The 26,513-nt window shown below is 69.9% G+C and carries 33 protein-coding genes; all 33 read right to left on the bottom strand.

Features of this window, described 5'->3' with window-relative positions:
* Positions 1 to 73: 73 nt before the first annotated feature.
* The gene (locus ACOOHF_RS11785; RefSeq protein WP_420461819.1) at positions 74 to 331 is read right to left on the bottom strand and encodes a hypothetical protein; all 258 of its coding nucleotides are present in this window, start codon (positions 329 to 331) and stop codon (positions 74 to 76) included.
* Positions 328 to 3,510: a glycosyltransferase gene (locus ACOOHF_RS11780; protein WP_420461818.1), complete on the bottom strand. Its 3,183-nt coding sequence runs from the start codon at positions 3,508 to 3,510 to the stop codon at positions 328 to 330. Before ACOOHF_RS11780 ends, ACOOHF_RS11785 begins: the two co-directional genes overlap by 4 nt.
* Positions 3,507 to 4,697, bottom strand: coding sequence for a pyridoxal phosphate-dependent aminotransferase (locus ACOOHF_RS11775; protein ID WP_420461817.1), 1,191 nt, complete (start codon positions 4,695 to 4,697; stop codon positions 3,507 to 3,509). Before ACOOHF_RS11775 ends, ACOOHF_RS11780 begins: the two co-directional genes overlap by 4 nt.
* Entirely contained in the window at positions 4,694 to 5,128 is a 435-nt protein-coding gene (locus ACOOHF_RS11770; RefSeq protein ID WP_420461816.1) for a hypothetical protein, read from the bottom strand. Before ACOOHF_RS11770 ends, ACOOHF_RS11775 begins: the two co-directional genes overlap by 4 nt.
* 10 nt (positions 5,129 to 5,138) lie before the next feature.
* Entirely contained in the window at positions 5,139 to 8,507 is a 3,369-nt protein-coding gene (gene secA, locus ACOOHF_RS11765; protein ID WP_420461815.1) for a preprotein translocase subunit SecA, read from the bottom strand.
* Entirely contained in the window at positions 8,501 to 9,145 is a 645-nt protein-coding gene (nadD, locus tag ACOOHF_RS11760) for a nicotinate (nicotinamide) nucleotide adenylyltransferase (protein ID WP_420461814.1), read from the bottom strand. Before nadD ends, secA begins: the two co-directional genes overlap by 7 nt.
* The gene (locus tag ACOOHF_RS11755; RefSeq protein WP_420461813.1) at positions 9,126 to 9,890 is read right to left on the bottom strand and encodes an outer membrane protein assembly factor BamD; all 765 of its coding nucleotides are present in this window, start codon (positions 9,888 to 9,890) and stop codon (positions 9,126 to 9,128) included. Before ACOOHF_RS11755 ends, nadD begins: the two co-directional genes overlap by 20 nt.
* Positions 9,887 to 10,795, bottom strand: a complete 909-nt coding sequence (locus ACOOHF_RS11750) for a tetratricopeptide repeat protein (RefSeq protein ID WP_419935034.1) — start codon at positions 10,793 to 10,795, stop codon at positions 9,887 to 9,889. The genes ACOOHF_RS11755 and ACOOHF_RS11750 overlap by 4 nt, the downstream gene beginning before the upstream one ends.
* A gap of 38 nt (positions 10,796 to 10,833) precedes the next feature.
* Positions 10,834 to 11,604: a glycosyltransferase family 2 protein gene (locus tag ACOOHF_RS11745; RefSeq protein ID WP_419935033.1), complete on the bottom strand. Its 771-nt coding sequence runs from the start codon at positions 11,602 to 11,604 to the stop codon at positions 10,834 to 10,836.
* 17 nt (positions 11,605 to 11,621) lie between these two features.
* The gene (locus ACOOHF_RS11740; RefSeq protein ID WP_420461812.1) at positions 11,622 to 12,581 is read right to left on the bottom strand and encodes a UDP-glucuronic acid decarboxylase family protein; all 960 of its coding nucleotides are present in this window, start codon (positions 12,579 to 12,581) and stop codon (positions 11,622 to 11,624) included.
* Positions 12,578 to 13,906, bottom strand: a complete 1,329-nt coding sequence (locus tag ACOOHF_RS11735; protein ID WP_420461811.1) for a UDP-glucose dehydrogenase family protein — start codon at positions 13,904 to 13,906, stop codon at positions 12,578 to 12,580. The genes ACOOHF_RS11740 and ACOOHF_RS11735 overlap by 4 nt, the downstream gene beginning before the upstream one ends.
* A 51-nt stretch (positions 13,907 to 13,957) precedes the next feature.
* The gene (locus ACOOHF_RS11730; RefSeq protein ID WP_420461810.1) at positions 13,958 to 14,920 is read right to left on the bottom strand and encodes a GDP-mannose 4,6-dehydratase; all 963 of its coding nucleotides are present in this window, start codon (positions 14,918 to 14,920) and stop codon (positions 13,958 to 13,960) included.
* Between the two features lie 50 nt (positions 14,921 to 14,970).
* A complete protein-coding gene (gene hemB, locus ACOOHF_RS11725) occupies positions 14,971 to 15,948 on the bottom strand; it encodes a porphobilinogen synthase (protein ID WP_420461809.1) in 978 nt (325 codons plus the stop codon).
* Complete coding sequence (locus ACOOHF_RS11720; RefSeq protein ID WP_420461808.1) at positions 15,941 to 16,774, bottom strand: uroporphyrinogen-III synthase; 834 nt, start codon at positions 16,772 to 16,774, stop codon at positions 15,941 to 15,943. Before ACOOHF_RS11720 ends, hemB begins: the two co-directional genes overlap by 8 nt.
* A complete protein-coding gene (rpmB, locus tag ACOOHF_RS11715) occupies positions 16,771 to 16,962 on the bottom strand; it encodes a 50S ribosomal protein L28 (RefSeq protein WP_419935027.1) in 192 nt (63 codons plus the stop codon). Before rpmB ends, ACOOHF_RS11720 begins: the two co-directional genes overlap by 4 nt.
* A 7-nt stretch (positions 16,963 to 16,969) precedes the next feature.
* On the bottom strand, positions 16,970 to 17,473 hold the full coding sequence (locus ACOOHF_RS11710; protein ID WP_420461807.1) for a hypothetical protein: 504 nt from the start codon (positions 17,471 to 17,473) through the stop codon (positions 16,970 to 16,972).
* Between the two features lie 20 nt (positions 17,474 to 17,493).
* Complete coding sequence (gene rplQ, locus ACOOHF_RS11705) at positions 17,494 to 17,856, bottom strand: 50S ribosomal protein L17 (protein WP_419935025.1); 363 nt, start codon at positions 17,854 to 17,856, stop codon at positions 17,494 to 17,496.
* On the bottom strand, positions 17,846 to 18,943 hold the full coding sequence (locus ACOOHF_RS11700; protein WP_419935024.1) for a DNA-directed RNA polymerase subunit alpha: 1,098 nt from the start codon (positions 18,941 to 18,943) through the stop codon (positions 17,846 to 17,848). The genes rplQ and ACOOHF_RS11700 overlap by 11 nt, the downstream gene beginning before the upstream one ends.
* A gap of 96 nt (positions 18,944 to 19,039) precedes the next feature.
* Positions 19,040 to 19,672: a 30S ribosomal protein S4 gene (gene rpsD / locus ACOOHF_RS11695; RefSeq protein WP_419935023.1), complete on the bottom strand. Its 633-nt coding sequence runs from the start codon at positions 19,670 to 19,672 to the stop codon at positions 19,040 to 19,042.
* The gene (gene rpsK / locus ACOOHF_RS11690) at positions 19,673 to 20,053 is read right to left on the bottom strand and encodes a 30S ribosomal protein S11 (RefSeq protein WP_419935022.1); all 381 of its coding nucleotides are present in this window, start codon (positions 20,051 to 20,053) and stop codon (positions 19,673 to 19,675) included.
* 68 nt (positions 20,054 to 20,121) lie between these two features.
* The gene (rpsM, locus tag ACOOHF_RS11685) at positions 20,122 to 20,502 is read right to left on the bottom strand and encodes a 30S ribosomal protein S13 (protein ID WP_420461806.1); all 381 of its coding nucleotides are present in this window, start codon (positions 20,500 to 20,502) and stop codon (positions 20,122 to 20,124) included.
* Complete coding sequence (rpmJ, locus tag ACOOHF_RS11680; RefSeq protein WP_419164809.1) at positions 20,503 to 20,619, bottom strand: 50S ribosomal protein L36; 117 nt, start codon at positions 20,617 to 20,619, stop codon at positions 20,503 to 20,505.
* Positions 20,620 to 20,693: 74 nt separating this feature from the next.
* Positions 20,694 to 20,912: a translation initiation factor IF-1 gene (infA, locus tag ACOOHF_RS11675; RefSeq protein WP_419164808.1), complete on the bottom strand. Its 219-nt coding sequence runs from the start codon at positions 20,910 to 20,912 to the stop codon at positions 20,694 to 20,696.
* A gap of 1 nt (position 20,913) precedes the next feature.
* The gene (map, locus tag ACOOHF_RS11670; RefSeq protein ID WP_420461805.1) at positions 20,914 to 21,693 is read right to left on the bottom strand and encodes a type I methionyl aminopeptidase; all 780 of its coding nucleotides are present in this window, start codon (positions 21,691 to 21,693) and stop codon (positions 20,914 to 20,916) included.
* A complete protein-coding gene (locus ACOOHF_RS11665; RefSeq protein WP_419935019.1) occupies positions 21,690 to 22,352 on the bottom strand; it encodes an adenylate kinase in 663 nt (220 codons plus the stop codon). The genes map and ACOOHF_RS11665 overlap by 4 nt, the downstream gene beginning before the upstream one ends.
* The gene (gene secY / locus ACOOHF_RS11660) at positions 22,352 to 23,710 is read right to left on the bottom strand and encodes a preprotein translocase subunit SecY (RefSeq protein ID WP_419935018.1); all 1,359 of its coding nucleotides are present in this window, start codon (positions 23,708 to 23,710) and stop codon (positions 22,352 to 22,354) included. The genes ACOOHF_RS11665 and secY overlap by 1 nt, the downstream gene beginning before the upstream one ends.
* A gap of 3 nt (positions 23,711 to 23,713) precedes the next feature.
* Positions 23,714 to 24,154, bottom strand: a complete 441-nt coding sequence (gene rplO / locus ACOOHF_RS11655) for a 50S ribosomal protein L15 (protein WP_420464365.1) — start codon at positions 24,152 to 24,154, stop codon at positions 23,714 to 23,716.
* Positions 24,155 to 24,164: 10 nt separating this feature from the next.
* Positions 24,165 to 24,359: a 50S ribosomal protein L30 gene (gene rpmD / locus ACOOHF_RS11650; RefSeq protein ID WP_420461804.1), complete on the bottom strand. Its 195-nt coding sequence runs from the start codon at positions 24,357 to 24,359 to the stop codon at positions 24,165 to 24,167.
* The gene (rpsE, locus tag ACOOHF_RS11645; protein WP_419935016.1) at positions 24,352 to 24,873 is read right to left on the bottom strand and encodes a 30S ribosomal protein S5; all 522 of its coding nucleotides are present in this window, start codon (positions 24,871 to 24,873) and stop codon (positions 24,352 to 24,354) included. Before rpsE ends, rpmD begins: the two co-directional genes overlap by 8 nt.
* A 12-nt stretch (positions 24,874 to 24,885) precedes the next feature.
* Entirely contained in the window at positions 24,886 to 25,263 is a 378-nt protein-coding gene (gene rplR / locus ACOOHF_RS11640; RefSeq protein ID WP_419935015.1) for a 50S ribosomal protein L18, read from the bottom strand.
* Between the two features lie 39 nt (positions 25,264 to 25,302).
* On the bottom strand, positions 25,303 to 25,839 hold the full coding sequence (gene rplF / locus ACOOHF_RS11635) for a 50S ribosomal protein L6 (RefSeq protein WP_420461803.1): 537 nt from the start codon (positions 25,837 to 25,839) through the stop codon (positions 25,303 to 25,305).
* A gap of 53 nt (positions 25,840 to 25,892) precedes the next feature.
* Complete coding sequence (gene rpsH / locus ACOOHF_RS11630) at positions 25,893 to 26,291, bottom strand: 30S ribosomal protein S8 (RefSeq protein ID WP_420461802.1); 399 nt, start codon at positions 26,289 to 26,291, stop codon at positions 25,893 to 25,895.
* Position 26,292: 1 nt separating this feature from the next.
* Complete coding sequence (locus ACOOHF_RS11625) at positions 26,293 to 26,478, bottom strand: type Z 30S ribosomal protein S14 (RefSeq protein WP_419935012.1); 186 nt, start codon at positions 26,476 to 26,478, stop codon at positions 26,293 to 26,295.
* Positions 26,479 to 26,513: the final 35 nt, after the last annotated feature.

The raw sequence follows: 26,513 nt of genomic DNA, 5'->3' as shown, positions 1-26,513 counted from the left end.
CTCGGCGGGAGATCGCGGTCGCGTACACGGTCGTCCCGGAGCTTGAAGTCCTCTCCCGCGACCTGCAGCAGTCTCACGCGGTATTGGGCGGGCGAGGTACAGCGACACGAAGCGCTCGTACGGATCGGGGCACGAAGGTGAAGGTGGCGTAGTCCGGATAGAGGTTCATCAACCGAGTCACCGACTGGATCCGGTCGGGCAGGAGCCCCCCGTACCACCGCGGCTTGAAGCTGTGGCGCCCGCTGCCGTGGTCCAGGAACCAGTCGCGCAGGCTCGTGCTGCCGCACCTGGGCACCTTGATGTTGATGCAGCGGTATCGGTGCGAGATCATCCCGCCGTCCCCGCGCCGGACGTCCCGCGCATCGCGGGGTCGGAAAGCGGCGACGGCACGCCTTCGATCCCGGCGAGCGCCGGGCGCCAGCCCGGCCACACCGACTCGGCCTCGGCGAGGAACGCCGCATCGGCCGCCTTCCAGGTGTGGCCCTCGGCGTGGCGAACCACGACGTAGCCCGCGTCGTGGGTGCGGTACACGCCGCCGCCGCCGCGGACCACGTCCTCGATCAGCGCCGCGTCGACGTGGCGCCGGGCCGGGCGCCAGCCGCCGACGCGCCCGAGATCCGCACGCGTGATCAGCATGGCGCTGCCGCCGAGCGATTGCGACCAGGTCTCGCTGCGCACGCGGCGGCGGCGCACGGTGCGGTCCCGGTGCGCCAGGTAGACGGTCGACGGGAACTTGCCGACCAGCGCCGCCCCGGAATATTCGCGCGCCAGCACCAGGTCCCACAGATGCTCGACACCGTAGACATCGTCGTCGTCCATCTTCGACAGCAGCGGGCCGGCGGCGGCCGTCGAAGCCGCGTTCAGCACCGTGCCCAGGGGGTGGTCCTCGCCGAGGCGCAGCACCGTCACCGGCGCCGCGAGGGACGCGGTGGCGCACGCCACCGCGTCCGCCTCGAAGCCCGGGCCGTGCAGGGCCAGCACCAGCTCCAGGCGCGGGTAGTCCTGGCGCGCGACATTCGCCACCGCCGCCGCCAGGCGGCCGGGCCGCCGGGTCGCGAGCAATACCGACACAAGGGGAAACTCCGGCGGGTCGACGCCCGCCGCCTCGCACAGCTGCCGGGCGCGGGCGCCGAGCGAGTGCCCGCGCAGCGCCGCGCGCCGCATGCGGATGCTGAGCACCTCGCGCGCCTCCGCGCCGTCATAGCCGATGGGGGCGCTCATGAGCCCATGAAGCTCGGGGCCCAGCAGTGTCTCGAGCGCCGGGTCGTGGTCGGCCAGATGCACGGGCACGCCGCAGGCGGCGATCCGGACCAGCGTGCCGGCGCGCTCGGCCGCCCCGTCATGGAAGGCGCCCACGTCCTCGACATGGTGGTAGCGCACGAGACGGCTGCGCTCCGCCAGCGGCACTTCGCGCGCGCGTACGCCAGCCGGCAGCTGGCGCCGCGGCCCCACGCACGCGGCACGCGGCTCCACCTCCCTCACCCAGCAGCCGACCGGGTTGTGCGCCGCCGGGTCGAAGGCGGGCACCGCCAGCGCCGGCACCGCGTCGAGACGGACCGTGGGCACGCCGATGCCCGCCGCCGCGCCCTCCGTGTCCGCCGTGTCCGCCGTGTCCGCCAGCACAACGTCGACAGGCCCGGCGTCCAGCCCATGCGCGACTCGCGAGGACGCCCGGAACACGGCCCGCGCGCGCGGGCCCAGAACCGCGATCCGGGTCCCCAGCGGGGGGTCCCAGTGGGTCGGCCCGGGGGGCGGCGTCGGCCTCGCAGAGGACATCGCAGCGGCCCGTGACGGCGCCGCCACGGCGGCGCGCGCCTGACCGAGCCGCCAGCGCAGCGCCACGGCCAGCCAGGCGAGGAAACGCCAGGCGGTGCGGATCCCCCTGATGTGCCGGGCCTCCGCCCACACCCGGGCCGCGTTCGCGCGCAACGCGCCGCGCCGCGGCGGCGGGTCCGGGTTCGCACGCGCGGACCGGGGCAGGTGCAGGAGGACCGCGCCGCGGACCGGGCGCGGCCGTACGGCGGCCGCCTTCAGCCTGCGCGCGTCGCCGAACGCCGCCACGGGCAGCCCCGTGCGCCGGGCGCGATGCAGCGCCCACGCCCGGGCGATGGATACGCGCGAGCCGCCCGCGAGCCTGGCCGTCGCCACCACGGCGTCGCCCAGCCCGGTGTGAAGCCGCTCCACGAGGCCGCCGGGCACGGTGGCGCGGGCGCCAAGGCGGATGTGAAACGGCGACGCCGGAAACGCCTCGAGCGCCGCCTCGTGCGCCACCTCGAGGGCCGACACGCGGGCCGACGCGCGGGCCGACGCGCGGGCCGGGCCTTCGGGCGCCACCCGCACCCTGGCGTCCGCCCCGAAATGCGCCTCGAGCCACGTGGGGCCGAGGTCGGCCCGCGCGACCGGCGTCTCGACCCGCACCGCCAGATCGCCCGCCGGGTCGGCGAGCAGACCCTCGACCGCCGCGACGACGCGCGCCGCCGGGACGTCCCCGGCCTCCACGGTGACCACATGGCGCGGCACCGCGAAGAACCGGCCCGGCACGGAGCGGCGAAATCCGGGGTCCGCGATGCAGTGGCCGAGCTTCGCACGTTGCAGGTGCTGGTCCCGCGCCTTCCCTTCCCGGCCGTCCGCGAAGCGCCCCTGGTGCCAGCCGAAGGCTTCGCGCACCGGCGCCAGCAGCCCACCGCGCGTCTGCACCCGGTAGCCGAACTCGGTGTCCTCTCCCCCACAGCGCCGGAATGACTCGTCGAAGCCGCCCACCTCGCGGTAGAACGCCTTGCCGATCCCCAGATTATGCCCGGTCACGGCCCGGAACAGGTCCTCGTGCGACGAGGTCAGGTCGGCGGTGCGGGCCATGTGGCGCTCCAGCCACGGCGGATCCGCGGGCCGGTCCGCGAATAGCGCCCGCAGCGAGCCTGCCCGGCCACGAACCGCCTCGGCATCGATGCCCGCCGCCTGCACATACGCGCAGAAGCCCAGCGTCAACGCGTCCGAAACCGCATGGTGCCAGCGCGCGTGGGCCGCCAGCAGCCCGGCTTCGGGGATCACGTCGCCGTCGAGAAACACGAGGATGCCGTGCGCCGCCGCCCGCGCACCGGCGTTTCTCGCCCGTGCGAGCCCGAACCCGCGCCGCTCCTGGCGCACCACCCTCACGTCGAGCGGGGTCCCGGCCGGGGGGCGTAGCGGCGGCTCGGAGCCGTCGTCGACGATGACGACCTCGAACAGCTCCAGCGGGTAGTCCTGCCGCTCCAGCCCCGCCAGCGTCAGCGCTCCGGGCGCCTCGAAGCAGGGCACGATGACGCTGACCGGGAGCGTGGGCGTGAAGCTCCCGCCCTCCGGCAGCTGCACCTGCCGCCAGTCGTTGCCGCGCACCGCCGCCGGCCGCGGCCCGCCGGCGGCGTTAATCGGCCCGGCGCGCGCGTCGGCGCCCTTCCGGGAACGGATCGCACGCCGGAGCCGGCGTCGCGCGCGCCACGCGCTCCTGATCCGTTCGAGAGATCCCCACATCATGGCGGCCCATCCCGCAGCGCGTCGCCCATGAGGGCGATATCCGCCTCGAACGATTCCGGGGCGAGGGGGCCGAAGGAGAAGCGGAAGAAGCTCGCCAGCGGCGAGGCGTCCCCGCGGCGCGCCATGTCGCAGTCGGTGCCCTTGAGGATCGCGGCCCCGCGCTTGAAGAGGCGCTCGTTGAGTCGCCCGGCCGTGAGCCCGTCGGGGAGACGGCACCAGTGGTAGAAGCCGCCGTCTCCCGAGAACAGCTCGAGTCCCAGCTCCGCGAACGCCTTGCCGTATCGCGCCCGCTGGCTCGCGTAGAAGGCGGGGACCGCGGCGCGGACCCGGGGCACGCGAATCGGGTGCAGCAACTCCACCGCGTAGCACTGGGACGGGTGCGACACGCCGCCCATCCCGAACGACGAGAAGTTCCCGAGCACGTCGATGTGCCGCTTCGCCGACACGACCCAGCCGATGCGGATGCCGGGCGCCTGCAGCCCCTTGGTGGCCGCGCCGACGACGAACAGGTTGCCGTCCTCGATGTCGTCGACGTGCTCCAGGGCGCTCACCGGCGGATCGTGCAGCAGTTCATAGGCCTCATCGATGAGAAGCCCCATGCCGTCGGCCCTCGAAGCCGCGACGAGCGCGCGGAGTTCGGAGCGGGTCCTCGTCACGCCGGTCGGGTTGCAGGGGTTGCTGATCAGCATCAGGGTGCGGCCGTCGGCGGGCGCGGTATAGTCGTCGACCGGGGGACGGAACCCGTTCCCGGGTCCGCTCTCCACCAGGTGGTAGGACCGTCGCAGACGTTCGAGGATGTCGTAGTACGGCGTGTATTCCGTCGACGCGACCCGGACCTCGATGTCGGGTTCGAGGAAGAGCAGGAGCGCGACGATCGCGGGACGTCCCCCGGCGAACACCATCACGTTGTCGGCCGAGATCGCGACGTCGTACGAGTCCCGGTAGTAGCGGGCGATCGCTTCCCGCAGTGCGGGCAGGCCCCACGCCTTGGGGTATTTCCGGTGATCCGCGTTCACCCGCACCATGGACGGGAGCCTGGGGCCGCCGGGGAGCGAGACGGTGCGCGGAAAGCCCTGGCTCCAGGGATGCGTGCCGCGTTCCCCCATGTAGGTGCCGAACGCCCCGAGGAAGGCGTACAGCGTCTCGTAGATCCCCATCGGGGGCACGTATCTGAGGAAGGAAGTCACGGACCCCCCGGCTCGTCGACGGTGAGCGTCATGAGCATGCCGCGGGTGTCGTGGCCGGCCACGTCGCACAGCAACGTCCAGGTCCCGGGCGACAGTTCGAGTTGGACCAGACGCACCTCGCCGGTGTCCACGTCCCCATCGGTCTCCCACAGGACCGCCCCGCTCTCCGGATCCACCAGCTTGAGGTTGTGCCCCTCGAACCCCTGGTTGCTGAGGCGGAGCCGGGTCGGGCCGGCCGGGAGCCGGGTCGGCATGCCGATCGCGTATTCGAGCAGGGCGACATCGACGGCGTCGGCCGCGTAGATGGAGTCGAGGGCCGTCGCGGCCGGGTCCGCGGCGGTCGTGGCGGGCGCCGGGTCGGGGGGCTCGGCGTCGCCGGCGCACCCGACGGCGAGGATCGCGGCGGCGAGCGGCCCGCTGCGTCGGGTCACGGCGCCGGCCTCAGCCGCCGGGCCGACCGTGGCACTTCTTGTACTTCCTGCCGCTCCCGCACGGGCACGGCGCGTTGCGGGCCGGCGCCTTGGCGGCGGTCGCGGGGGGGCCGGCCCGGCGGGGCCGGCCGGCCCGGAGCGCGGCCCGGGCGGCCGTGTCGTCCGGGGTGAGATCCCGGACCGCGGCCGAGGCCGCGACGCCCGTGGCCGAGAAGGCCGGCTCGCCCGCGGGCGCCCGGCCCGGGGCGCCGCCCGGTCCGCCCGGCCCCGCAGCCGCATCCGGACCGGGCAGCCGCCCCGCCCCCCCGGCCCCCGGCTCCACCGGACCGCTCATCCCCGTGATCTGCGGCGCCCGCGGGCGCACCGGCGGCCGGACCTCGATCCGCGCCCGGAAGAAGCGATTCGCCACCGTCTGCCGGATGTCCGTGATGAGGCTCACGAACATCTCGTACGCCTCCTTCTTGTACTCGACGAGCGGGTCCTTCTGACCCCACGACCGGAACTGGATCGACGAACGCAGGTGGTCGAGGTCGTACAGGTGATCCTTCCACTTCTCGTCCAGGACGGAAAGGACGATGAAGCGCAGCACCTGCTCCCACGCCTCCCCGAAGCTCTCGAGCTTCGCCCGGTACTGCTCGAGCGCGTTGGCGAGGACCGCTTCGTGGACCCGGTCCGCCGCCGCCCAGTTGTCCGCGCTCGCCTCCTTGCCCGGGTCCGCGGCCTCCTCCCCCACCCTCGGCAGAAAGTCGTTGTGCAGGAAATACTCGATCAGGAGGTGTTCCCTCAGCCCCGCCAGGTCCCACTGGTCGTGCGTGCTCTCCGAGGGGACGTATTCGTCCATCTCCTCCCGGATCGCCTCCTCGATCATCTCCCACGTCTCGCCCTTGAGGTCCTCGCCTCCCTCGAGGGCGTACAGGCGCAGGTCGTACACGACCTCGCGCTGCTGGTTCATCACGTCGTCGTAGTCGAGCAGCCGCTTGCGGGCGTCGAAGTTCTGGGTCTCCACCCGCTTCTGCGCGCGCTCGACGGACTTCGTGATCCACGGGTGGCTGATGACCTCGCCTGCCTCCACCCCGAGGCGGTCCATGATCCGGGCCACGCGCTCGTGCATGAAGAGCCGCATGAGGTCGTCTTCCAGCGACAGGAAGAAGAGGCTGGCCCCGGGGTCGCCCTGGCGTCCGGAGCGGCCCCGCAGCTGGCGGTCGATCCTCCGCGACTGATGCCGTTCGGTGCCGAGGATCTGGAGGCCGCAGGGGGGCTCTTCCTCGCAGCCGCGCTCCTTGATCTCGGCCCGCGACAGATCCGGTTCCTCGCCGATGTGCCCGAACGCCGGCGTGTCGGAGCGGATCCCGCACACGTCGCACTGCACGCAGGGGGAGGCGAGTTTGATGTCGGTGCCGCGGCCGGCCATGTTCGTCGCGATCGTGATCGCACCCGGCTGGCCCGCGTTCTGCACGATGATGGCCTCGCGCTCGTGCTGCTTCGCGTTCAGGACTTCGTGCGCCAGCCCGCGGCGCTTGAGCATGCGCGAGATGACCTCGGACACCTCGACGCTCGTCGTCCCGACGAGGATCGGGAGGCCCTGTTCGTTGATGCGCTCGATCTCATCGATCAGCGCGGCGTACTTCTCCTGCCTGGTCTGGAAGATCACGTCGTCGTTGTCGACGCGCCGCACCGGCCGGTGGGTGGGGATGACCACGACCTCCAGACCGTAGATCGAGTGGAACTCGCCCTCCTCCGTCTCCGCGGTCCCGGTCATCCCGGACAGCTTGTCGTACATGCGGAAGTAGTTCTGGATCGTGATGGTGGCGAGCGTCTGAGTCTCGCCCCGCACCTTCACGTTCTCCTTCGCCTCGACCGCCTGGTGGAGCCCGTCCGACCAGCGCCGCCCGTGCATCTTCCGGCCCGTGTGTTCGTCGACGATGACGACATCGCCGTTCTCGACCACGTACTCCACGTCCTTCTCGTACAGCGAGTACGCCTTCACGAGCTGGTGGATGACGTGGATCTTCTCCGATTTCTCCGCGTACTCGCGCTCGATCCGTTCGATCTCATCCCGCTTCTCGTCGGTGCCCAGCGACTCGTCGTCCTCCACGCGCTTCACGTCCTCGGAGATGTCCGGCACCACGAACGCCTCGGGGTCGTCGGGCGAGAGCACGTCGAGGCCCTGCTCCGAGATCTGGATCGTGTGCCCCTTCTCGTCCATCGAGTAGAGCAGCATCTCGTCGATCTCGGGGAGCCGCTTCTCGCGCATGAGGTCGGCCTCGCTGCGCTGGATGAGCTGCTTGACGCCCGAGCGCGTGCGGAGCTTGAGGAGCCGCTTGTTCCTGGGGGCGCCGCGCTGCGCCGCGAGGAGCTTGAGTCCCGCCTCCCAGCGCTGATCCTGGTCCTCCTCCTCCTCGCCCGCTTCGAGCATGCTCGTGGCCTCGGCCACGAGCCGGTTGATCATCCGCGTCTGCTTGCGGGCGAGCGCCGCCACCTGCGCGTCGTGCTTCTGGTACACGTCTTTCTCGTCGCGGCCCGCGGGGCCCGAGATGATGAGCGGGGTCCGGGCCTCATCGACGAGGACCGAGTCCACCTCGTCGATGATCGCGTAGGCGTGTCCGCGCTGTACCCGCTGCCGGAGTTCGATGACCATGTTGTCGCGCAGGTAGTCGAACCCGAACTCGTTGTTCGTGCCGTACGTGATGTCGGCCCGGTAGGCGGCCCGCCGTTCCTCGCTCCCGGGCTCCGTGTCCTCGAGGACGCCCACCGTGAGTCCGAGATAGCCGAACACGGTGCCCATCCACTGGGCGTCCCGGCGGGCGAGGTAGTCGTTGACCGTGACGAGGTGGACGCCGCGGCCGGGGAGCGCGTTGAGGTACATGGGCATGGTGGCGACGAGCGTCTTGCCCTCGCCGGTCGCCATCTCGGCGATCTTCCCCTGATGGAGGACGATCCCGCCGATGAGCTGCACGTCGTACGGGACCATGTCCCAGCTCATGTCGTTGCCGCTGACGACGATCTCCGTGCCGAGCAGACGCCGGCAGGCTTCGCGGACCGTGGCGAACGCCTCGGGGAGGATGTCGTCGAGCACGGCCTGGGTGGCTTCGTTGAGTTCGCCCTCCGTCACGGCGATGCGCTCGGTGAGGTCCGCGCGGCGGGCCGGATTCTCGCTGAAGCGACGCTTCTCCCGGAGCGCTTCGACGGCATCCTCGAACGTCGAGGTCCGTTCGCGTATGGTCTCCCGGAACTTCGCGGTCTGCGCCTTGAGCGCCTCTTCCGGCAGATCCGCCAGCCGCGATTCGTGCTCCTTGACCTGCTCGATGATCGGACGCATGCGCTTCATCTCGCGCGTGAAGCGCGTTCCGAAGACCTGCGTGACGACGTTCTTCAACATCCGGGACTCGCTGGGTTACGTGGCGCGCCCGACGGGTCGGCCAGGGCGCGCTCGACATCGTGTCGGATCGACTCGGGAACGAGGAAGTGGACCGAACGCCCCTCGCGGAGACGGCGCCGGATCCGGCTCGCCGAAACATCGATTCGTGTGACGTTCACGACAAGATAGTCTATCGGCGTTGTGGTCGGGGGGAACACCGGATCCCGGCCTCCCCGCGGCATCACGGCGATCCGGGCGAGTTCCCGGACGCGGTCGGGGTCCTTCCAGCCGTCGAGCACCGCGAACTGGTCCGCGCCGATGGCGAGGATCAGCCGGTCGTCCGGGAACTGTCGCGCCAGCTCCTCTAGCGTGTCGACGGTGAAGGAGGGTCCGGAGCGCCGGAACTCGAGCGGGCTGACCTCGATCCGGGGGATGCCGTGGAAGAGCCGCCGGGTCAGCTCGAAGCGGGTCGCGGCGGGGAGCACGGCGGGGCGGTGGGGCGGGTCGGCGGCCGGAATGACAAGCAGGCGTTCGAGGCGAAGCTGCTCGACCAGCTCCCGCGCGACGATCGCGTGTCCGACGTGGGGAGGATCGAAGCTGCCCCCGAAGACGCCGATCCGGCGACCGGAGGCCGGACGGTCAGCGGAGGGTGGCGGCATTCCTCGTGGGGTCTTCCTCCGCGGCCGCATTCCGCGCCTCCTCCGAGTCGGGGAACTCCGCCAGGAGCCGCTCCCGGATGCTGCCGGCCTCGTTCTCGTACCCGACGCTGCGATAGACCTGATAGAGGCGCCACAGGAGGTCCGGGAGGAAGTCCGCCGAAGGCTCCTCGGCGAGGGAAAGCTCGAAGTAGACGATCGCGGACTCGGGGAGCCGGAGTCTGTCCTGATAGTACGTCCCGATCTCGTAGCTCTTGCGCGCGAGCTTGGCCCGCGCCTCCGCCATCAGGCGTTCGGCCTCCTCGCGGAAGGGGGTCGTGGGGAAGAACTGCAGCAGGCGACCGCATTCCTCGAGCGCCCGGCGGGTGAACTCCTGGGAGAGAGAGACCTTGGGCGAGGCGGCGAGATACGCGCGGCACAACCCCAATTGCGCGTCGTCGGCCAGGGGACTGTTGGGCCGGCCCGTGGCCATGCGGCGGAATTCCTCCACCGCGTCGAGTTCGTTTCCGGCCCGCAGGTGGCCTTCGGCGGCGAGATACTGGGCGCTGTCGGCGAGCGGATTCAGCGGATCCCGGATCATGAAGGCGAGGAAGCCGTTAGCGGCCCGGCGGTATTCCCCGGCGTCGAACTCGTCGTGGGCCCACTGAAAGAGGTCCGGGGGCGCCAGGTCGGCGGGGGGGCCGGAACTCCCGCACGCCGCGAGCGAGAGGGCGGCGGCGCACACGGCCGCGCGGGCTCCCCGCCTCATTCGAACCCGAAGCGGATCTGGCGCATCCGCTCCTCCGCGCGCCGGACGAGCGCGTGCGTGCGCGTCGGGTTGAGCTCGATGACCCGCGCGTAGCTCACGAGGGCTTCGTTCGTATCGCCGAGGGCGAGCTGCAGCTCGCCGCGCAGGAAGTGCGCGTCGACCATGAGGGGCCGCTGCACCCCGAGCTTCACCATCTCATCGAGCTTCTCGAGCGCGGTCGCGGGGCGGCCTTCGGCCCGGTCCTCGTCCGCCGACTCGTAGAGGCAGTCCCCGTACTGGAAACTGGCAGCACCCCGGGTCCGGTCCGAGTCCTCCACCGCGTCGAGGTATCCCCTGAAGAAGGGCAGCGCGCGCGTGCAGGCGCCGAGCTGTCTGTAGGCGAGGCCGATCTCGTACAGCACGGCCGGATCGGGATCGCCATCCTCGGCGAGGAGCGCGAGACGCAGCGACAGCGACAGCGCGTCGTCCCCCGCCTGGGCGTAGTAGTCGGCCAGCGAACGCTGGAGATCCGCGGGGAGGTATCCCATGCCCCACCCCAGCAGAGGCTGCAGCGCGCTCGACATGTTCTCCCTCGCCCCCCGTGCACGGGCGGACCTCGCGATCCCCGCGAGCGCGGCGGCCGCCTGGTGCCGGAGTCCGGGATCCCGCTCCGTGAGCGTCTCGTAGACCGTGATCGCCTCGGCGACATCGCCGCGCGCCGCGTACGCCTGCCCGAGTCTGAGCAGGACGTCCTCCGTGTCGCCCCGAAAGCGGCGGGCGAGGAGGTATTCGGCGATCGCCTTGTCCGCGTCTCCCACGGCGAGATAGCGGTCGCCGCGCTCGAGCGACGGGTCCACGGGGTCCCCGCACGCCGCGAGCGCGAGCGCGATCAGAATCCCGCTCGTCCGTCCGCCGGACCGTCGCATCGTCACCATCCCGGTTCCCGTCTCGGTTCCCGTCCGCCTCAGTTCCCGTCCTCCTCCCGGGTTGCCCGCCGCGGGGCGCCCGCGACGCCTTTCCGCGTCCAGCGCCGCACCAGTCCGTACAGGAGGATGCAGCGCACCGCGGAGAGCCCGTCGCGCCAGTTGATCTTCTTGCCCTCTGCGTACGTCCGGCCCGCGTAGGAGATCCCCACTTCGTAAACACGCCACCCGCCGAGGGCGATCTTCGCCGTCAGCTCCGGCTCGACGCCGAAGGCCCGCTCCTCGATCGTGAGGTCCTCGATGACCTCTCGCCGGACACATTTGTAGCACGTCTCCATGTCGCTCAGGTTGAGGTTCGTGACCATGTTCGACAGCCGAGTCAGCCACTGGTTGCCCAGGTAGTGCCAATAGTAGAGCACCCGGTGCGGCTGGCCGCCCATGAAGCGCGACCCGTACACCACGTCCGCCCTCCCGGCGAGGATCGGCTCCAGAAGGCGCGGATACTCGGCCGGATCGTACTCGAGATCGGCGTCCTGCACGATCACGATGTCGCCGCGGACGGCCCTGAACCCGGTCGAGAGCGCGGCCCCCTTGCCCCGGTTCCTCTCGTGGACGAGGGCCTGGTCCACCAGTCCTTCCTCCTCGAGCCGGCGCAGGATGGCGCCCGACGCGTCCCGCGAGCCATCGTCGACCGCCACCAGCTCGACCTCCGGCGCGAGCTCCTTCACGCGCCGCACGATGGTCTCGAGCGTCGCCTCCTCGTTGTAGATGGGCATGACCACGGAAACCCGCGCCCGACCCGTCTCCCGCATTCCGCCTCCCCGGCCGTTCAATCCGGCATCGTCTCCAGCCGGCCCAGCGCCTGCAGCCGATGAAAGTAAGCCACCGTGCGCCGCAAACCGACCTCGAGCGGAATCCGCGGCGTCCAGCCCAGCTCCGCCGAGGCGAGCGAGATGTCCGGACGCCGCACCTTCGGGTCGTCGGTGGGCAGCGGGCGAGCCTCCAGCGGCGATGCGGAACCGGTGGCCGCGACCACGAGTTCCGCCAGTTCCCGGATCGTGTACTCGCCCGGGTTCCCCAAGTTGACGGGTTCGTGGAGTTCGGCGTTGAACAGACGCCAGATCCCCTCCACCAGATCGGAGACGTAGCAGAAGCTGCGGGACTGCGAACCGTCGCCGTAGATGGTGAGCGGCTGACCCCTCAGCGCCTGCACGACGAAGTTGGAGACGACGCGGCCGTCGTCGGGACGCATGCGGGGACCGTAGGTATTGAAGATGCGCACGATCCGCGTGTCGACTCCGTGGGCGCGCCGGTAGGCCATGGTGATCGCCTCGGCGAAACGCTTCGCCTCGTCGTACACGCCGCGCGGCCCGATCGGGTTCACGTTGCCCCAGTAGGACTCGGGCTGGGGATGGACGAGCGGATCGCCGTAGACCTCCGAGGTGGACGCGAGCAGGAGCCGGGCCCCGCGCGCCTTCGCGAGCCCGAGCGTGTTGTGGGTGCCCAGCGCGCCGGCCTTGAGCGTCTGGATCGGGAACCGGAGGTAGTCGACGGGACTTGCCGGCGAGGCGAGGTGGAAGATGCCGTCGAGCTCTCCCTCGATCTCGATGTGCCGGGACACGTCGCGCTCGAGGAGCCGGAACCGGGGATCATCCTCGAGATGCGAGAGGTTCTCCCGCCTCCCCGTGAGGAGGTTGTCGACGCCGAGGACGGTGTGTCCCTCGGCGAGAAGCCGGTCGGTGAGGTGCGACCCGAGGAAGCCGGCGGCCCCGGTGACGACGAATCTCACGCGACGACCTCCGGGCCGATCTGCCTGCGGCCGACCGGATAGTACTCGAACCCCAGTTCCGCCATGCGCTCGGGGTCGAACAGGTTCCGCCCGTCGAACACGATGCGACGGGCCAGACGCTCGCCGACCGCGGCCCAGTCGGGGCGGCGGTACTGGAGCCACTCCGTCGCCAGGACGAGCGCGTCGGCGCCGTCCAGCGTCTCGTATTCGTCGGCCCCGTACTCGACCTCGTCTCCGAGGTAGACGTCGCGCGCCGGGTCCATCGCGACCGGGTCGTGCGCCACGATCGAGGCGCCACGCTCCCTCAGCGCGGCCACGATCGCCCGGGAAGGCGCCGCGCGCATGTCATCCGTGCGCGGCTTGAAGGCGAGCCCCCAGAGGGCGAAGCGCCTCCCCGACAGGTCCTCGCCGAACCGCCGCCGGATCTTCCGCACGAGGAGCGTCTTCTGGCGGTCGTTGATCTCGTTCACCGCGCGCAGGATGGTGAGGTCGAGGTCGCGTTCCGCGGCCGACCGGATGAGCGCCTGCACGTCCTTCGGGAGGCAGCTTCCGCCGTATCCCGCCCCGGCGTAGAGAAAGGCGGGCCCGATGCGCGGATCGGAGCCGATCCCCCGCCGCACGCGCTCGATGTCGGCGCCGGTCCGCTCGCACAGCTCCGCGAACTGGTTCATGAGGCTGATGCGCGCCGCCAGCATCGCGTTCGCCGCGTACTTGGTGAGTTCCGCCGAGGGGATATCCATGAAGATGAGCGGGTTCCCCGACCGTCTGAACGGCTCGTACAGCTCCGTCATGCGCTCGCGCGCGCTCTCCGCATCGACGCCGCACACGATCCGGTCCGGATACATGAAGTCGGCGACGGCGTCGCCCTCCTTCAGAAACTCGGGGTTCGCGCACATGTGGAAGGAGACGTCGGTGCGGCGCGCGATCTCGGCGCGCACGATCTCGTTCGTCCCCACCGGCACGGTGCTCTTCGTGACGACGACGGCATGCGGGCGCAGGTGTTCGCCGATCGTCCCGGCGGCCGCGCGCACGAAGTCGAGGTCGGCGAACCCGTCCTCCCCCGGGGGCGTGCCGACCGCGATGAAGATGACCTCCGCCGTCCGGATCCCTTCGGCGGCGTCCGTCGTGAAGCGCAGCCGGCCGGCCGCGAGGTTCTCGGCGATCAGGGCCTCGAGCCCCGGCTCGTAGATGGGGACCTCCCCCGAGTTGAGCCGTCGAATCCTCGCTTCGTCGACATCGGCGCACGTCACGCGGTTCCCGGCGCCGGCCAGACACGACCCCGCCACGAGCCCCACGTACCCGGTGCCGATCACGGTGACTTCCATCGGCGTTTCCGCTCCCGTTTCTTCGGTTGATCGAAGCTCGCGACCCCGCCCTCAGGCGGCGCCGGAACTCGCGACCCAGTCGAGCGTGTCGCGCGCGCAGGCCCGAAGGTCGCGCTCCGCGCGCCACCCGGTCGCCCGGGAGAGCCGTCCGGGGTCGCCGATCACGGCTTCGGGCTCGCCGGGCCGAACGAGGGTCGAGTCACGCACGACTTCGGGCTCGATCCCGGCCACCTCGATGACCCACTCGAGCAGTTGCCGGACCGGCGTCCCCCTTCCCGAGCACACGTTCCAGGCGCGGTGGGGCGGCCGGTCGAGATCGGCGAGAGCCCGCAGCGCCCGCACCCCGTCCCGCACGTCCGTGAAGTCCCGGGCGACGTCGAGATTTCCCACCGTGAGACGGGAGTCGGTGGCTCCCCGTCGAATCGCCAGCGCGCGGCGGCAGAAGCTCGGGAGCACGAACACCGGCCGCTGGCCGGGCCCCACGAGCGGGAAGAGCCGCGCCACGACGACGTTCACGCCGAGGGCCGGGCCGGCCCCCCGGGCGATCACGTCCTGCGCGGCCTTGGTGGTGCCGTACACGCTCAACGGCCGCAGCGGCGTACGCTCTCCGATCGGACCGTCGACCACGCGGCCGTACGCGTCGGCGGAGCCGGGGACGAGGACGGTCTCCACGTCCGACCGGGCCCGGGCCGCCGCTTCCACGACGTTCAGCGTGCCCATGCCGTTCACCTCCAGCGCGTCGGCGGGCCGGGCGCGCGCCTCCGCGCTCGACGAGTACCCGGCGAGGTGGAAGATCCGGCGCGGCCGGGCGGCGTCCACCACCGCGGCCACCGTCGCGCCGTCGCGCACGTCCAGCCTCCGCCACTCGACCGCGCCCCTCTCCTCCCGTGAAAGGGTCCCCTCCGCCGGCGTCCCGCCGAGAGACGTCGCCGTCACGTCGCAGCCCCGTGCCAGCAGGTGGGCGAGGAGGTGCTGCCCGATGAACCCATCGCCGCCCGTGACCAGCACCCTCACGGCACCGACCTCCATGGCGCCCCCGTGCGGCGGAGTCGTGGCATCGCGCGTTACAGGGCACGCGCGAGGCGACGCGCGGCGTAGGTCACGATCAGATCCGCGCCGGCGCGGCGGATCGCGTACGCAGCCTCGAGGCGAGCGGCCTCGGCGTCCAGCCAGCCGTTCGCGCCCGCCGCTTCGATCATCGCGTATTCGCCGCTCACCTGGTACGCGGCGGTGGGCCGCCGGAACCGGTCCTTCACCCGGCGCACGATGTCGAGGTTCGGCAACGCCGGTTTCACCATGACCAGATCCGCCCCCTCCGCGATATCGAGACCGACTTCGCGCAGGGCTTCGTCCGCGTTGCGCACATCCATCTGGTATCCGCGCCGGTCCCCGAACGCCGGAGCGGACTCGGCGGCGTCCCGGAACGGCCCGTAGAAGGCGCTCGCGTACTTCGCGGCGTAGGACAGGATGGCCACGTCCTCGAGGCTGGCCTCGTCGAGCGCGGCCCGGATGGCGGCGACACGGCCGTCCATCATGTCCGACGGCGCCACGATGTCGGCCCCGGCCGCCCCGTGACTCACGGCCTGGGAAGCCAGCCGCTCCAGTGTCGGGTCGTTGGCGACGCGATCGCCCTCCAGCAGCCCGCAGTGGCCGTGATCCGTGTACTCGCACAGGCACACATCCGTGATCAGCACCAGGTCGGGAAGCGCCTCACGCAGCGCGCGGAGCGATCGCTGGATCACGCCGTCCGGGGGGTCCGCCCGCGAACCCCGGGCATCCTTGCTCGAAGGAAGGCCGAACAGGAGCACGGCCCGGATCCCCTCCTCGAACGCTTCGCCCGCCTCGTCCACGGCCGCTTCAACGCTGAAGCGGTCGATCCCCGGCATGGAGGCGATCGGCTGGCGCGCCGGCCCCCGATCATCGATGAACAGCGGGTAGATGAGATCCGAGGCCGCGAGCCGCGTTTCGCGGACCAGCTCCCGCAGCGCGGCCGTCCGCCGGAGGCGGCGGGGCCGGGACACCGGAAAGGGCGCCTCAGACACGGCTGGCTGTCGCGGAACGACGGCCCGGCCGCGCGGCCGCCCGCGTCAACGCGTCCACCAGCCCGGGCATCGAGTGTGTCGCCGCCACGACGTGCACGGGAAGCCCCAGCTCCGACAGGGTGGCGGCGGTCACCGGGCTGATGGCGGCCACCAGGGCGCCTCCGGTCTGCGGACCCACGAGTTGCACGAAGGCTCGGGCGGCGGAAGAGGCGGTGAAGGTCAACCAGTCTCCGCGCCCGAGTTCGATGAACTCGAGCAGAGCCGCTCGCACCGGCCAGTTGACGTCGACGGCGTAGGCGGGCGCGACCTCGACCTCCGCTCCGGCCGCGACGAGCCGCTCCCGAAGCACGGGCCGGGCGCCCTCGGCCTGCACGAGGAGCACGCGAGCGCCCGCGCGTTCCCCGGGCGCGGTGGCCGCCACGATGCTGTCGGCGAGCGCCTCGCCGCGATACACCGGCGGCACGAGACAGTCCGCGGCTCCGTGTGCCCGCGCCGCCTCCGCCGTCGACGGCCCCACCGCGGCAAGCCTGCACGCCCGCAGCGCGTCCGCCCGACCTTCGGCCCGAAGCGCCTCCGCCAGACGCTCGACGGCATTGACGCTCGTGAAGACCACCCAGTCGTACGCGGCCAGGCGCTTCGCGGCGCGGGGCAGCCCCCGGGGGTCGGTCGGCGGGACGAGACGTATCGTGGACGCGGTGGTGACCGTGGCCCCCATCGCCTCGAGCCGGTCCCGCAAAGGGCGGGCCTGCCCGGGCGGCCGGGTCACCAGCACGTGCTGGCCGGCCAGGGGCGGGGCGGTGGCAGGGTTTGGCGGGGGCCGGGTCAAGCTCCCTTGACGACTTTTCCCGCCTTGATGCACCGCGTACACACGCGCACGCGACGCCGCACCGACTCCTCCACGATTCTCACGCGCTGCAGGTTCGGCATGAAGCGGCGCTTGCGCCTGTTGTTCGCGTTGCTCACGTGGTTCCCGACGCCGGGTCCCTTGCCGCAGATGTAGCAGAAGTTGGCCATGGGTCGCTCAGTGCACGAACACGGAATCGGCCAGGAGGAAGGTCGGCGAAGTGGGGATCATCCCGGCCATTTCCTCGCGCACCGCCCCTGCCGTGACCCAGGTCGCGCCGATCGAATCGTTGAATGTGTAGACCTCGCCCGACACGAAGACGCTGTCGCCGCCGTAGATCGTGATGTCCGCCATCCGGAGGCGCTGAATCGGATCGCCTTCCAGGAGGACGGGATAGGCGAGGCTGTCGCTGAGCGCCAGCAAGAGGGCACCCTCCCCGAGGCCGCTCGCCACGCGGATCCCCTCGATGACGACGCGGCGCCCGACCGCTCCCCGCGGATTGTTGAGGAGATCCCCGGCGTTCAGATCCCGAGCGGCCTCCACCTCGGCCTCCTCGGCGGCGATGCGCTCCGCCACGATCCCCTGCGACTGGAGATTGAGCCAGTACATGAACCCGGCGATGGCCGCAATCGCCACGATGCCGAGAATTACGCCAAGCCCACCTTCGCCCCTGTTGGACATATGTCTCTTCTCCTGGTTCCTCACGGCTCGCGGTCGGTGAACTCGATGAGCGCCAGCTCCGCGCCATCGCCCTGCCGTGCACCCAACTTGAGAATCCTGGTGTATCCGCCCGGCCGCTGCTCGAAACGGGGGCCAAGGTGCTCGAAGAGCTTCTCCAGCGCCGCTCGATCCGCGATCCGACGGCCCGCAAGCTGGCGGCTGTGCAGATCGCCCCTCCTCGCCAAAGTGATGAGCTTTTCGGCGAACGGTCGCAACTCCTTCGCCTTCGCCTCGGTCGTCCGGATCCGTTCATGCAGGATGAGGCTCGTCGCCATGTTGCGCAGCATCGCCTTCCGGTGGCTGCGCGTCCGGCTGAGCTCCCGTCCCTTCTTTCTATGCCTCATCGTCGCCCCGGGCCCCGTTTTCCGCCAGATCATCCAGCAGGTAGAGGTTACCGTCGTCGCCACGCCGGAACGACATCCCGAACCGAAGGCCGTGCTGCCCGAGCACCTCCGCAATCTCCTCGAGGGACTTCTCGCCGAAGTTCTCGAGTTTGAGAATCTCGTCACGGGACCGCGCCACGACATCCGCGAGCGTACTGATATTCTGCCGCTCGAGCGTGTTCCGCGAGCGTGCCGAGATCTCGCTGAACTCGTCGAGGGTACGTGCCAGCAACTCCGCCAGACCCGAATCGACGGGTTGTCCCCCACCATTCTTGCCGTCCGGTTGTGCGGCCTCGGGCAGCGTGGGCACGCTCCCCATGCGGCTGAAGTACGACAGGTGGAGCCTGGCGATCTCCGCCGCCTGCGACACCGCCTCCGCCGGATTCAGCGCCCCGTTCGTCTCTACATCCACCTCCAGCCGGTCGAAATCCGTGCGCTGCCCCACGCGCGTCTCATTCACGGAGAAGTTGGCGCGCGTCACGGGGTTGTAGACGGAATCGATCTGTATCGTCCCAACCGGGAAGGTCCGGCTCCCGTCAGCCTCTTCCGGGGGCGCGTGCTGCTCGGCCATCACGAAACCGCGGCCGCGATTCACCCACAGATCGAGCGTCAGAGGCCGGGGCAGATCTTCCTGCAGCGTGAAGAGGACGAGGTCCGGGTTGACCACCCGGACTGACGCATGCTGGCCGATCAGGCTCGCGGTCACGGGACCGGCCTTGTGCGCCGAAAGCGCCAGCTGCGCCTCCGTCTTGTCTTCGTCCATGACAAGTACGAGGCGCTTCAGGTTCTGGATGATCTGATGAACGTCCTCCGCTACGCCGTCGATCGTCTGGTGCTCGTGCTGGACACCGTCGGCCCGGAAGGCCCACACGGCCGCGCCCGGCAAAGCGGACAGCATGATCCGCCGGATCGAATTTCCAATCGTATGTCCGAACCCGCGCTCGAGCGGCTGGAGGAGGAACAACGCCCGCGATCCTTCCTCGGACCGCTGCTGTTCCTCCATCGCCTGCGGAAGCACGAGGCCGGCGAGATCTACCGACACCGTCATATGAGTTCCACTCCCTGTCTTGTTCCGAGCTGTCTTTGTTCCGAGCCGGGACCACCCGCGGCCCGGCGGGGCGGACCCCGCCCGTGGCGAACCCGCCTACTTGCTGTAGAGTTCGACGATCAACTGTTCTTCGACCGCCAGCGGAATGTCGGACCTGGACGGGCGTTCGAGCATCCGTCCGGTCCCCGCCTTGTAGTCCACGCCGAGCCACGACAACTGATCGCGCGACCTGCGGTCTTCGATCGCCTCGATGACCACCGGCAACTGTCTCGCCCGGGGCGCCACCGACACCTGGGCTCCCGGGGCCACGGCGAAGCTGGGGACATCCACGGTCGCCCCGTCGACCCGCAGGTGACGATGCCTGATGAGTTGGCGCGCCGCCTTGCGCGACGGCGCGAAGCCGAGGCGGTAGACGATGTTGTCGAGCCGGCTCTCGAGCGCGACGAGCAGGTTCTCACCCGTCACGCCGGGTACGCGCGAGGCCTTCTCGAACAGCGTCCGGAACTGCTTCTCCGCGAGACCGTAGATCCGCTTGACCTTCTGCTTCTCCCGCAACTGCACGGCGTACTCCGACTGGCGGCGTCGACGACGACCGCCTCCGTGCGCGCCGGGAGGGAAGGCGCGCCGTTCGATGGCGCACTTCTCCGTGAAGCAGCGCTTCCCTTTCAGGAAGAGCTTCTCCCCCTCGCGACGGCAGAGCCGGCACACGGGTCCCGTGTATCGAGCCATCTACACCCTCCGCTTCTTGGGTGGACGGCACCCGTTGTGCGGGATGGGCGTCACATCCCTGATGGAGCGGATCGCGAGGCCGGCGGCCTGCAACGCCTGGATGGCCGATTCGCGCCCGGAACCCGGTCCCTGCACCTCGACGTGGACGCGCCGCATTCCCATGCCGGCGGCCTCCCGCCCCGCCGTCTCGGCCGCGATCGTTGCGGCGAACGGCGTGGACTTCTTCGAGCCCTTGAAGCCCGCCTTGCCGGCGCTGGCCCAGGCGACCGTATCGCCCGTCAGGGTGGTGATCGTGATGATCGTATTGTTGAACGTCGCCTTGATGTGGGCGACGCCCTCGGCGTCGACCTGGCGCTTCTTCTTTCGTACGGGTTTCGCCATTCCCTACGCATTCTCCGTTTGGGCGGACATGGTGAGGCCTGCCGGTGCGGCGCCTTCTTCCGCAGCGCCTACTTGCGCGGCGCCTTCTTCTTCCCGGCCACGGCGCGGCGCGGCCCCTTCCGGGTGCGGGCGTTCGTGTGCGTTCTCTGCCCGCGGACGGGCAGGTTCCGCCGGTGCCGGATGCCGCGATAGCATCCGATGTCCATCAGACGCTTCACGTTCATCGAGATCTCGGTGCGCAGCGCGCCCTCGACCTTGTAGTGGTTCTCTATGACCCGGCGCAGCCTGTTGACGTCGTCGTCGGACAGCTGATAGACCCGCACGTCGGCGTCCACCCCGGTCTCGGCCAGGATGTTGCGCGCCGTCGAATGGCCGATTCCGTAGATGTAGGTCAGGCCTACCTCGATCCGCTTGTTCCGCGGAAGATCGATTCCGGCTATGCGTGCCATTTATCCCTGCCGCTGTTTGTGCTTCGGATCGCGACTGCAGATCACGCGCACGACGCCGCGGCGGCGAATGACCTTGCAGTGCTCGCAAATGCGCTTGACGCTGGAACGAACCTTCATGTCTCGTCCTCTGGTGGCGGTTCGATGACAGCCTTTAAAGCTAGCAGCCCGAACCGGTCCGAACAACGCACGGCTCACTTATATCGATATGTGATCCGCCCTCTCGTCAGATCGTACGGCGACAATTCCACCGCGACCTTGTCTCCGGGCAGGATCCGTATGTAGTTCATGCGAATCTTGCCGGACACGTGGCAGACGATCCGGTGCCCGTTCTCGAGTTCCACCCGGAACATCGCGTTCGGAAGCGCCTCGGTGACCTCCCCCGTCATCTGGATCGGTTCTTCCTTCGCCAAATCAGATCTCCCCTGCGGCTGCCGGAGTTGCGACGCGGGTCAGGACCCGCGGCCCGTCCGTCGTGACGGCGACCGTGTGCTCGAAGTGGGCCGACAGGCGGCCATCGGCCGTCACGACGGTCCACTCGTCGTCCAGTGTGCGGATTCCGGGCCGCCCTTCATTCACCATCGGCTCGATGGCGATGACGAGCCCCGGCCGCATCCTGAAGCCGCGGTCGCGCACCCCGTAGTTCGGGACCTGCGGCTCCTCGTGCGGCGCCTCGCCCACCCCGTGACCCACGAGTTCCCGGATCACGCTGAAGCCGGCGGCTTCGACGTGCGTCTGGATCGCCCACCCCAGATCGCCGAGCTGCGATCCCGGCTGCGCGGCCTCCACGCCTACCTCGAGCGCCGCCTGTGTGACGTCGATCAGGCGCGCCGTGTCGGGCGCCATCTCGCCGACGGGGATCGTGATCGCCGCGTCCGCGTACAGCCCGTCGTGCCTGACCCCGACGTCGACGCTGACGATGTCGCCGGGCTCGAGTCGACGCCGAAACGAGGGGATGCCATGCACCACCTCGTCGTTGATGCTCGTGCAGAGCGTGGCCGGGAACCCGTACAGCCCCTTGAAGGCCGGTGTGGCCCCGGGGTGATCGCGGATCATCGCCTCGGCCATCTCGTTCAGTTCGCCGGTGCTGCGTCCCGGCACGGCCTGCGCGGCCGCCATCTCCAGCACCTCGGCGACGATCGTCCCGGCCGCCTCGATCGTCTCGATCTGGGCGGGCGACTTCAGCCGGATCAAGCTGCCGTCTCCGCCCGGCGCAGCGCGTCGAGCAGCCGATCCCGGATCGCCTCCTTCGTCCCCAGCCCGTCCACCGCGGTCAGCCCCGTCCCGGACCGCGCGTAGTACGCGAGCAGGGGCTCGGTCTGCTCGCGGTAGACCGAGAGGCGGTTGCGGACCGTCTCCGCGAGGTCGTCGGATCGCTGGATCAGCGAACATCCGCATGCCGGGCACGGTGCGTCGTCCCCCACCGCGCGCACATGGGTCACGAGGCCGCACGCCTCGCACACCCGCCGGCCGGAGATCCGTTCGACGAGTTCCTGCTCCGGCGCCTCCAGCGAGAGCACCGCGTCGAGCTCGAGGCGACGCGCAGCGAGCAGCTCGCCGAGTCCGTCGGCCTGCGCCACCGTGCGCGGGAATCCATCGAGCAGGAACCCGCCGGCGGTCTCCGGGCCGTCGAACGCCTCTGCGATGAGTCCCAGCACGACATCGTCCGGGACCAGATCGCCCGCCTCGTAGTAGACCCGCACCCGTTCGCCGAGGGGGGTACCGGCGCTCAGCGCCGCCCGGATCATGTCGCCCGTCGAAAGGCGCGGAATGCCGAAGCGCTCCGCCAGGAGTTCACCCTGGGTGCCCTTCCCGACCCCCGGGGGGCCCATGATGATCAGCCGTACCCCCATCACATGTATCGCTGTTTGCCGCGATATTTGACCCGACCCTTCTTCATGAAGCCCTCGTACTGGCGCAACAGGAGGTGCTGCTGCAGCTGTTGCATCGTATCGAGGGCGACCCCCACCACGATGAGCAGCGAGGTACCGCCGAAGAAGAAGGTCTGGAGGTCGAAGATCGAGAAGATCAGGTAGGGCAGAACCGCGATCAGCGCGAGGAAGACGGACCCGGGCAGGGTGATCCGCGTCAGGACGTGATCGATATAGTCGGCGGTCTTCGCGCCCGGCTTGACGCCCGGGATGAACCCGCCCTGCCGCTTGAGGTTCTCCGCCAGGTCGGCCGGGTTGAAGATGATCGAGGTGTAGAAGTACGTGAAGTAGATGATGAGGACGATGTACAGTCCGTAGTACCACGACGTCCCCACCTGGAGCGCCTGGCTGATCTCGTAGATGAACCGGCGGGCGCCGGAACTGCCGGGCCCCGGGTTCCCCATGAACGCGGCCAGCGTGCCCGGGACGATGATGATCGACTGCGCGAAGATGATCGGCATCACCCCCGCGGAGTTGATGCGGAGCGGGATGAACGACCGTTGGCCCTCCCGGATGCGGCCCCTCCCGACGACCTTCCTCGGGATCTGCACCGGGATCTTGCGCTGGGCCATCGTCAGCGCCACGACCGCGGCCATCACGGCCACCAGAGTCGCCCCGAGCAGCACGAGGCGGAGCAGCGTGATGCCGCCCGCCTGGTAAAGCTCGAACGTGTTGATCACCGCTCCCGGGAAGCCCTGCAGGATGGAGAAGAAGATCAGCAGCGACATGCCGTTTCCGACGCCGCGCTCGGTCATCTGTTCGCCCAGCCACATGACGAACACGCCACCGGTCGTCAGCATCAGCACGGTGAGGAGTCGGAAACCGAGCCCCGGATCGAGCACGGCGCCGGCCTGCGACTCGAGGAACAGGGCGTAGGTGTACGACTGTCCGATGCAGAGGATGACCGTCGTGTACCGGGTCCACTGCGTGAGCTTGCGGCGCCCTTCCTCTCCCTCCTTCTGGAGCTTCTCGATCGCGGGCATGACGGCCGAGAGAAGCTGGAAGAGGATGCTCGCGGAGATGTAGGGCATGATGCCGAGCGCGAAGACGGTCGCGCGCTGCAGGCCGCCGCCCACGAACAGGTCGTAGATCCCGAAGATCGTGCCCTGGAACTGCCCGGCCAGCGACTGCAGTGCCACGACGTCCACGCCGGGGGTCGTGATGTGCGAGCCCAGCCGATAGAGGGCGAGGCAGAGCAAGGTGAAGAGGATCTTCGCCTTGAGTTCCGGCACCTTGAAGATGTTCGCCGCGGCGGCGGCCGCGTTCCGGGCGTTTGCCATGCCCTACTCGATGACCCGGGCGGTGCCGCCGGCCGCCTCGATCTTCGCACGGGCCGAGGCGCTGAAGGCGTGTGCGCGGACGTCGACCGCCCGATCCAGGTCGCCACTTCCGAGGATCTTGACCGGTCGGTCGGTGCGGCGGATGACTCCGCTCGCCTCGAGCGTCCCGGGATCGATCTCGCTGCCCTCGACCCGCACCAGATCCGACAGGTTCACGATCCGCCATTCCGTTCGCCGGTACGGTTTGAAGCCCCGCTTGGGCGTGCGCCGGTAGAGCGGCATCTGCCCGCCCTCGAACCAGGCCGGGATCGAGGCGCCGCTTCGCGACTTCTGACCCTTGTGACCGCGCCCCGATGTCTTTCCCGACCCCGACCCGTGGCCGCGCCCCCGCCGCTTCGCGGAACGCTTCGAACCCCGGGGCGGAGTGAGATTGTCGAGACCGATCCGCTCGCGTTCAGCCATCGCTCCCCACCTCCTCGGCCTCGACGAGATGCGCGACGGCGTGGATCATGCCGCGGATCGCCGGGTTGTCCGGTTGTACGACCTGGTCCTGATGATGCTTCAGCCCCAGGGCGCGGAGGGTGTCGCGCTGCTTTCGCGGCGCTCCGAGGCCGCTCTTCACCTGGCGGATCTTCAACTGCTCACCCACGCATGGCCTCCCGAATCGTGGCCAGATCCACGCCCCGCTCGACCGCGATCTGCTCCGGCGTGACGAGTGCCTGGAGACCGCTCATCGTCGCGTGGACGATGTTGAGCGGGTTGTTCGTACCGAGGCTCTTGGTGAGGATGTCCTGGACTCCGGCACACTCCAGCACCGCGCGGACGGGGCCGCCGGCGATCACGCCCGTCCCCGGACCGGCCGGCTTGAGCAGCACCTTGCCGGCGCCGTGTCGGCCCAGGATCTCGTGCGGAATCGTACCGTTCACGATGGGCACCTTGACCATGGCCTGCCGGGCCTGCTCGAACCCCTTCCGGATCGCCTCGGCGACTTCGTTCGCCTTGCCCAGGGCCGTCCCGACCTTGCCCTGCCCGTCACCTACCGCCACGAGCGCGGTGAACGAGAAGCGTCGGCCTCCCTTGACGACCTTCGAGACGCGATTGATGTAGATGACATTCTCCTTGAAGTTGTCACCGTCGTCGCGCCGCTTTCCTCTTCTAGCCATGAAGCCCTCTCGTCAGAATCGGAGACCGCCGTCGCGGGCGCCCTCCGCAAACGCGCGTACCCGGCCGTGGTAGGGATATCCCCCACGGTCGAATACGATCTCTTCCACATCGGACCCGACCGCCTTCTCCGCCAGCCTTTTCCCCGCCAGGTATGCGTCGGCGACCTTGCCCGACCGGGCGCCCGCGTCGCCCTCCGTCCCGGCGCGCGTCGACAGGCCGATCAGGGTGATGCCCCGGTCGTCGTCCACGAGCTGACCCTCCAGGTTCCGCAGACTGCGGAACACTACGAGACGCGGGCGTGCCGCCGTGCCCCGGATCTTCTTCTTGATCCGGGCGTGACGCCGCGTTCGGAGTCGATGCCTCTGTTTTGTCCGTCCCCTGATGTCCATCGTGCTTCCCGCTCTCCCCCGTTGCCGGTGCCGGCCGGATCAGCCCGTCGCCTTACCCGCCTTGCGGCGCACATACTCGCCCACGTAGCGGATTCCCTTCCCCTTGTAGGGCTCGGGCGGGCGGATCGCGCGGATCTCGGCCGCCATCTGGCCCACCTTCTCCTTGTCGATGCCCATCACCTTCACGCGAGTCGGAGACTCGAGCCCGAACACCACGCCCGCCGGAGGCTCCACCGTGACCGTGTGGCTGTATCCGACGCTGAACACGAGGTCCCGGCCCTTCTGCTCGGCGCGGTATCCGACGCCGTGGATCTCCAGCTGCTTCTCGTATCCCCGGGATACTCCCGTGACCATGTTCGCGATCAGCGACCGGGTCAGCCCGTGCAGGGCCCTCTGCCGCGCTTCGTCGGACCCTCGCGCCACGCGTACGGCCCCGTCGGAGAGGGTGATCTCCATTTCGGAGCTGAAGGAGCGCTCGAGTTCCCCCCGGGGCCCCTTCACATGCACACCGACACCGTCGATCGTGACCTCGACGCCGTCCGGCACCGGGATCGGCAGCTTTCCGATTCTCGACACGCTATCTGCTCCCTCGCGGGTGCGCCGCCGACGCGGACCGCCCCGCGATGCGGCTAGTAGATTTTTGCGATGACTTCGCCGCCGACGCGTTGCCTGCGGGCCTCGCGATCGGTCATCAGTCCATTCGATGTCGACAGGATCGCGATCCCCATCCCGGCCCGGACCTTGGGGATCGAACTCGCGTCCACGTACTTCCTCAGCCCCGGCTTCGACACCCGCTCGAGGAGCCGGATCACGGGCCGTTCGTCCGACGTGTACTTCAGGTACACGCGCAGGCGACCGTGCCGGTTGTCGTCCAGCACCTTGTAGCCGCGCAGAAAGTGGTTCTCCGTCAGGATGCGCGCGATCTCGACCTTGATCTTCGAGAGCGGGATGTCGACCCGCCGGTGTCCCGCGCGCCCCGCGTTGCGGATCCTGGTCAGCAGGTCCGCGATCGGATCGGTCATGCTCATGTCACCAACTCGCTTTCCGAACGCCGGGGATCTCTCCGCGCAGCGCCTGTTGCCGGAAGCAGATTCGGCACAGGCCGAACTTCCTCATGTAGGCCCGGGACCGGCCACACCGGTTGCAGCGCCGCACCGTGCGGGAACTGAACTTCGGTTTCCGGTTCGCTTTCTGAATCAACGACGTCTTGGCCATGCGGTCTTTCCTGATGTGAGCCGTCTCCGGCGGCC

This window comes from Candidatus Palauibacter sp. (genome assembly GCF_965216145.1).
In the GTDB taxonomy this organism is placed as follows: Bacteria; Gemmatimonadota; Gemmatimonadetes; order Palauibacterales; family Palauibacteraceae; genus Palauibacter.
The sequence above is the reverse complement of the archived record's forward strand: the minus strand, read 5'-3'. Positions and strand labels throughout refer to the sequence as shown.